Here is a 7,347-nt window from a genome sequence, read left to right as displayed (position 1 = left end):
AACATATTCCGGAATTTAAATTAACTTACACCGAAAATGATCCGCGGCAGCAAATTGCCAACAGCTGGCCGCGCTCTATAGATGACAGCTTTGCTGCGAAAGACTGGGCATGGAAGCCGGAATTTGATCTGGCAAAAATGACCATAGATATGTTGGATAACTTAAAAAGTAGTAAGTAATTAAAGCTTATAAATAACAATGGGAAGAGCATTCGAGTTTAGAAAAGAAAGAAAATTTAAACGCTGGGCAAAAATGGCCGTTCAATTTACCCGTATTGGTAAAGAGATCGTGATGGCCGTTAAAGATGGTGGCCCTAGCCCAGACACCAACTCACGTCTACGTACCGCTATCCAAAATGCCAAAGCTGTAAATATGCCTAAAGACAGGGTAGATGCAGCAATTAAAAGAGCATCCAACAAGGATGAAAACGGATACGAAGAATACGTTTACGAAGGATATGCACAGCATGGCGTTGCTGTTTTAATAGAAACAGCAACAGACAATACCAACAGAACTGTAGCCAATGTGCGCAGTTATTTTAACAAAACCGGGGGAACTTTAGGTAAAACAGGTTCCCTGGACTTCATCTTTAACCGTAAATCCATCTTCAGATTTTTACCCGGAGAAAAAGACCTGGAAGAATTGGAATTTGAATTGATCGATGCAGGTCTGGAAGAATTGTATCTGGAGGCAGATGAAGAAGGAAACGACATCGCTGTCGTACAAACTGCTTTTGAAGATTTCGGTAAAATGCAAAAAGCACTGGAAGACCTTGGACTGGAAATGAAAAGTGCGAAACTGGAGCGTATTGCCCTGTCTCATACTGCAGTAACTGAAGAGCAGGCAGCAGATGTATTCAAACTGATCGATAAATTAGAAGAAGATGATGATGTACAGGCTGTATATCACAACATGGAGGAATAAAATTCCAGAATACATAAAATGAAAAAAGGTGTCCAAAAAATATGGACACCTTTTTTTATATAAGCCCTTTGAAATATGTACGGATGTTCACCTCCCAGTTAAAGCGCCTAAAAGAAATCAATATTACTCAGAAGAGGCCTAGGACTGTTTGCGCTTTTTCAGCGCGAATATTCCAGCCTCTGAAGAGTATATTGATTTCTTAAACCTATTTCTTCTTGTGAGAAAACAACCACGGCAATAATTGGGGTTCAGCAAAAGCAGAATCCCAGCTGTTATGATTATCATCCGCATATAAAGTATACTTCACTTCCTTTCCAATAATCTTCATCTGATCTGCAATCTCTTTCGACAACTCAGGACTCACAACATCATCCTTTCCACCATGAAAAATCCACAAAGGAACTTTTTTATACCGGTTCACATTGGCAATATTATCTCCGCCGCAAATTGAAATGGCTGCGGCAAACATCTTCGGTTCCCTTCTCAGAACTTCAAAAGTTCCCATACCACCCATAGATAGTCCTCCGATATAAACCTGATTGCGGTCAGCATAAGGCTTATCCAGTATATTCTTTATCATGCCCAATAAAGCGTGCATGGCTTTTGTCGGCTTTCCGCCTTTTTGGAAATTAAACCGGTCCTTACCTGTTTTGTCCTCACTAAACTGAACATTTGACCAGAAATCCTTTTCAGGGCACTGTGGGAAAAGCACAATAGCCGGGAACTTTTTACGCAAGTCTTTATTCAGAAACAGCTTACCTCCGTGAACCAGTTGTTTTTGGTTATCGTTTCCACGTTCTCCACTGCCGTGCAAAAAGAAAACCACCGGATATTTTTGCTGCGGATTAAAATTCTCCGGAAACAGGATCCGGTACGCCAGTGTATCTTTTTTATTCAGATACAAACCTTTGTCGTATTTACTAAAATCCTGCGCCCCTGCCTGCAATCCTGCAACAGCAAATAGAACAGTTAATATAAGATGAGATGGTTTCATAAATGTATTTAATCAATTTCCAATAAAAATAAAAAACCCGGCAGATATTTTGCCGGGTTTTAACCAATTTAATAAAATATTGACTTTTATTTAACCAAAGTGAATGAAGCTTCTGCAACATCCCTGGAGTTTGTGCCAATAAAAACTTTAAAATCACCTGGTTCAGCTGCATATTTCAATTCTGCATTGTAGAACTTCAGATCATTTATTCCAATAGAGAAAGTAACGGTTTTACTTTCTCCCTTTTTAAGAAATATCTTTTGAAAACCTTTCAGTTCCTTAACCGGACGGGTAATCGAACCATAGATGTCCTGAATATACATTTGTACCACTTCTTCGCCATCATAATCACCACTGTTGGTTACCTGAACAGAAGCCTGTAATTTACCTGCCGGGCTCATTACTTTAGCATTCAGTGAAACAGGCGAATAGCTGAAAGTAGTATAACTTAAACCGTAACCAAAAGGATACAGCGGGTCATTAGGGCTATCAATATAGCGCGATTTGAATTTATCCAGCGGATCTCCAACATATGGGCGGCCAGTGCTTTTGTGGTTGTAATACAATGGGATTTGTCCTACGCTTCTTGGAAAAGTAGCTGTCAGTTTTCCAGCTGGATTATAATTTCCAACCAGCACCTCAGCAATGGCATTTCCAGCTTCTGTACCACCAAACCAGGTTTCCAGAATGGCAGTTACATTGGTATCTTCCCATTCCAGGGTTAGCGGGCGGCTGTTCATTAACAAGAGTACAACCGGTTTTCCTGTTGCGGTAATGGCTTTTAACAAAGCCTTCTGGTTAGGCAGTAAGTCCAGGTTGGTACGGCTGGTGGCTTCTCCACCCATAATTGCACTTTCGCCCAGTACCACCACAGCAACATCTGATTTTTTAGCTGCAGATACGGCCTCTTCAATCAAACGTTCCGGAGATTTCTCATCAGCTACGATATCAGCACCATTATTGTTGATCTGTTTTAGGATGGAAGGATCATCAACCAGGTTAGCGCCTTTAGCATAGGTAATGTCCATCTGGGGTGCATATCTTCTCAAACCTTCCAGAATACCAACCGCTTTTTTCCAATCGCCTGCCGCACTCCAGTTACCAATCATATCCCGTTTGTTATCTGCCAAAGGACCAATCAGCGCAATTTTTGCATTACCTTTTAACGGTAAAACATGATTGTTGTTTTTTAACAGAACCAGTGAAGCACGGGTAATGGCTTTCGCATCCAGTCTGTTGTTGTCGCTTAAGATCTCTTTCTGTGCGCGTTCTTCACTGATATATCTGTAAGGATTTTCAAATAAACCTAATTTATATTTGGCTTCCAGGATCCTGCGGCAAGCCTGATCAATTGTTGCCATGCTGATCTTTTTCTCTTTCAGAGACTCTTTCAGTGTACCTAAAAAACCTTCGCCAACCATGTCCATATCAACACCTGCATTCAGGGCCAGGGCACTAACGGTTTTTAAATCACCCAGACCATGAGCAATCAATTCCGGAATTCCAGTATAATCTGTCACCACAAAACCATTAAAGCCCCATTGCTTACGCAGTACATCAGTCATTAACCATTTATTGGCCGTAGCCGGTGTTCCGTTAATGTCATTGAAAGAGGCCATCACAGAGGCTGCACCAGCATCTACTGCCGCTTTATAAGGAGGAAAATAATCATTGTACATTTTGTTCAGGCTCATGTCTGTAGAGTTGTAATCCCTTCCAGCTTCCGCAGCGCCATATAACGCAAAGTGTTTTACGCAGGCCAATATAGCATCCCTGTTAGACAGGTCATTGGTTTGATAACCCTTCACCATAGCCTTTGCAATCAGGGAACCTAAATAAGGATCTTCTCCAGAACCTTCAGACATACGTCCCCAGCGAGGATCTCTTGCAATATCTACCATAGGAGAGAAGGTCCAGTTCAATCCATCGGCACTGGCTTCCCTTGCCGCAATACGGGCACTCTTTTCAATCAGGCTCATGTCCCATGTTGCGCTTAAACCCAATGGAATCGGGAAAATGGTTTTATGGCCATGGACTACATCATAACCAAACAGCAAAGGAATCTTTAGACGCGATTTCTGGAGGGCCAGGTCCTGTAGTTTTTTAACAGCTGCCGGTGTATAAGTATTGAAAACCCCACCAACAAGCCCCTTTTCAATTTTTTCATCTACACCCTGACTGAGTATAGGACCTGTAACATCAAATCCTACCGAAGGCAGGTTCAACTGGCCGATCTTTTCATCCAGTGTCATTTTAGACATCAGATTATTGATATAGGAATTCATCTTCTGATCGGCAGTGGCTGTGTTTTTTTTCTTCTGCGCAAATACAGCACTTGAGCTAAAGAGCGCAGCCACTAAGAATAAGGAGGTCGCTTTTTTCATGAATATATAATTGTTTTTATATGTGTGTTCTTTTTATTTAATCAATAAGGGTGTAATCTCTTTAATCCAGATGGTATAACCCTCCGGCTTCATATGCAGCATGTCTTCCAGAAAAAGCTCAGGTCTTAACTGGCCATTTTTCAGCATTTTGCTATTTACATCTACAAAACGGGTATTCTTATAATGACCAAGGTATTCCTTAATGAGCGCATTGGTATGTATCATCGTTTCCGCATATTGAACCCTCGACGGACTGTTTTTTATAGAGATATACAATACCGGAACATCAGCAAATTTATTACGGATATGGGTAAAGAAAGTAGCAAAACGGTTTAAGGTTTCTTCTGCACTTACACCATCGGTTGCGATATCATTTTCTCCACTGTAAATCACGACTTGTCTTGGCTGATACGGATAGACGAGATCTGCAATATAAAAATCGGCCTGTGCCAGTGTAGAGCCCCCAAAGCCACGGTTTATGGCACCATAGTTTTTAAAAGCAGCTTCCAGATCTGTCCATTTGGTAAAGGAAGAGCTGCCAACGAACAAGATGCCGTTTTTTGCCGGCATGGCCATACTGTCTCTGTGTTTAAAATCCTGGATCTCTTTCCAGAATGCAGGTTTTTGTTGCGCTATCGTTTGCTGTCCGGCAAAGATCAGCAAAGTCATGATTGAAAAATAAAATCGTCTCATCATAAACTTAATTTACTTTCATTACGGGGCTTCGTTCAGAAGCACCATTTTCATTTATGGCCTCAATGCTAAAGTAATAAGGCTTTTCCTTGTCCATACCCTTGTACCAGTATTCGTTGGCATTGTAAACCATAATACTGTTGTAGAGTTTATCCGGCGATGTGCCCAGATAAAGATTATAGGCATAAGCATCTTTATTGCCTGTCCATTTGATCCAGGCACTGCGTTTGTCTTTTTCTGTTCTCAGTACCACCAGGCCTTTAACGGCTGCTGGTTTTGGAACATCACTATTGCCAAAAACACGTAATCCGCTAATGGCAAATTTTCCCGTAGGCATATGAATATTTTCAAGCTTTACAAAACGTGCCTTAACCGGTAGCCCCAGCTCTATATAATCATGGGGAACATCCGTTTTATTCTTGCTTTTATCGGCCAGAACTTTCCATTTCCTACCATCTTCGGAATACCAGAGCTTATACTGATGATAAATGCCCTGTTGTTTCCCCAAGAATTCCGCATCCTGGTCTGCATAATTGATCTGGATGGCACGCAGGGTAGAAAGCCTGCCCAGGTCAGATTGAATCCATTCCCCTTTGTTTGCCGTTGCTGCACTCCAGTAGGTCTGGATACTTTCGTCAACAGCATTATTGGCTGTATAGGTTCCATAAGTGGAAGATACCTGTACAGGTTTATTGTAATTCAGCAGCATCCAGCCTGTGAAGCCACTGGTCAGATGATCTGTTGCCTGAGTTGGAAGGTAATGTGGGTAATCGCCAAAGGCAGCGTCCATATATAGTACATCGTCTTTATCAAAGCCTGCGGGCCAGATCCCTATACGGCGCTCAAAATTATTTTTGACGGCGATGACCATAGTAGATACATGCCAGTAATTGCTCCATTTATCCTGAAAAGTAGCCCCATGTCCTGCACCACGTGCAAATCCACCAGGTTTATACGAAAAAGGAAGAGACTGATGTTCAAAGGGCCCAAGCGGTGTTGTCCCAATGGCTACACCATCAGCATAGCCACTGAATTCGGTTGCAGGGGCACCATATTGCAGATAGTATTTCCCATGGTATTTGGTCATCCAGGCCCCCTCCATAAAAGGATCCAGGAAAGTGTTGTCCAGGTGTTCACCAAATCGCTGCCAGCCAAAACGCTCCGGGTTTAAAAGTAAAAGCTCCTTCCTTGTACCAACCGGCTGGAAAGTTTTTCGGTTCAGTTCCACGCCGTACAAAGGATAAACATTGCTGCTCCCGTTATACATATATAGTTTCCCGTCCTCATCTACAAAATGTGCAGGATCCCAACCGCCGATTTCAAATTCGTGAACGGCTTCCTTCCATTCATTTGCCTTAGGATTGGTACTCATCCAAATGGGAAAATTACGGGAATAAGTAGAACCGAAAACCAGCATCGTATCCCCCTGTATCCAGACAGAGGGGGCACAGAGATCATCATAGACCTTATGTTCCGGCCTTAAAAAAGATTTGGAGACAAATTTCCAGTTGTACAGGTCATTGCTCCACCAGTAACCCCATTGGTTGGTCGAAAACAAATAATAATCGCCTTTATAATTTACAATAACCGGATCTGCAGTGGCACGGTGTTTCCCCTGCTCCGCAAAATTGGGAATAGGGGTATAGCCATAATCCAGATTAATGGGATTACAATAAGTTTGCTGCTGATGCTGGGCCATAGCAGCTGTGTAAAAGCCAAGCAGGCAAAACAGAACCGTAATATATTTCCTTATATCCATGTTAAGGCTTTAAAGAAGGGCTGGTGAAACCTAAATGATTTAATCCTTTTTGTACTTCCGGGCTGCTCATAAACAATTTCCAGAGCAAACCTGTTCTATAATTTTCGATCATCACCACAATAGGCCCCTGATCTATACCTAAATATCTTTTTGGATACCAATTATCCGTTTCAGAAAAAGCGTCGTAAAAGCCATATTCACCCCAGATTTTATCACCCATGTCTTCATATAAATGCCTGATCACCTGCATAGATTCTTTTGGTGTATATGGAATAGAAGATAATGCTGCGGTAGGAGAAATGACCCCTAAATCTTCATTAATACTGTGTGCAGCATATCCGTTTACCGAATAGCTGGCAGTAAGGCCCCAGCAGTTTGCTGCGTAACCTTTAAATTTCTTTGGATTGGCCACGCAATAATCGCGAATGGCCAGAGTTTGATTTACATTGTTTTGCCAGTAATCTGCGTACTGGTCTTTCAATCCCTTAGGATCTAGGCCTAAATAAGAATAGTGTGCCCAGAAAAGTGGTCCTACAGAACCCTTAGCACCCTGATAATCTAACTGTATCGGATGACCTTCAACTTTTATATCA

At 41.9% G+C, this 7,347-nt stretch carries 6 protein-coding genes; 1 reads left to right on the top strand and 5 read right to left on the bottom strand.

The features are described from left to right. The first annotated feature begins 198 nt into the window (after positions 1-198). Positions 199-924, top strand: coding sequence for a YebC/PmpR family DNA-binding transcriptional regulator (locus VNZ46_RS13785; RefSeq protein WP_133782442.1), 726 nt, complete (start codon positions 199-201; stop codon positions 922-924). 205 nt (positions 925-1,129) lie between these two features. Here the strand turns inward: VNZ46_RS13785 and VNZ46_RS13780 are convergent, their stop codons facing one another. The 5 genes from VNZ46_RS13780 to VNZ46_RS13760 form a co-directional block, all read right to left on the bottom strand. Beyond that, positions 1,130-1,918 (bottom strand): alpha/beta hydrolase-fold protein, encoded by a 789-nt coding sequence (locus tag VNZ46_RS13780; RefSeq protein ID WP_325560668.1) that lies wholly within the window; start codon positions 1,916-1,918, stop codon positions 1,130-1,132. 86 nt (positions 1,919-2,004) lie between these two features. Beyond that, a complete protein-coding gene (gene bglX / locus VNZ46_RS13775) occupies positions 2,005-4,302 on the bottom strand; it encodes a beta-glucosidase BglX (protein WP_325560667.1) in 2,298 nt (765 codons plus the stop codon). 33 nt (positions 4,303-4,335) lie between these two features. Beyond that, positions 4,336-4,998 carry a GDSL-type esterase/lipase family protein gene (locus VNZ46_RS13770; RefSeq protein ID WP_325560666.1) on the bottom strand — a complete coding sequence of 221 codons (663 nt, stop codon included), beginning with the start codon at positions 4,996-4,998 and terminating at the stop codon, positions 4,336-4,338. Between the two features lie 4 nt (positions 4,999-5,002). Beyond that, the gene (locus tag VNZ46_RS13765; protein WP_325560665.1) at positions 5,003-6,754 is read right to left on the bottom strand and encodes a family 43 glycosylhydrolase; all 1,752 of its coding nucleotides are present in this window, start codon (positions 6,752-6,754) and stop codon (positions 5,003-5,005) included. Position 6,755: 1 nt separating this feature from the next. After that, the coding region (locus VNZ46_RS13760; RefSeq protein WP_325560664.1) for a glucoamylase family protein at positions 6,756-7,347 on the bottom strand (592 nt) is incomplete at its 5' end.

This window comes from Pedobacter sp. (assembly GCF_035566355.1).
Taxonomy (GTDB): Bacteria; Bacteroidota; Bacteroidia; order Sphingobacteriales; family Sphingobacteriaceae; genus Pedobacter.
The sequence above is the reverse complement of the archived record's forward strand: the minus strand, read 5'-3'. Positions and strand labels throughout refer to the sequence as shown.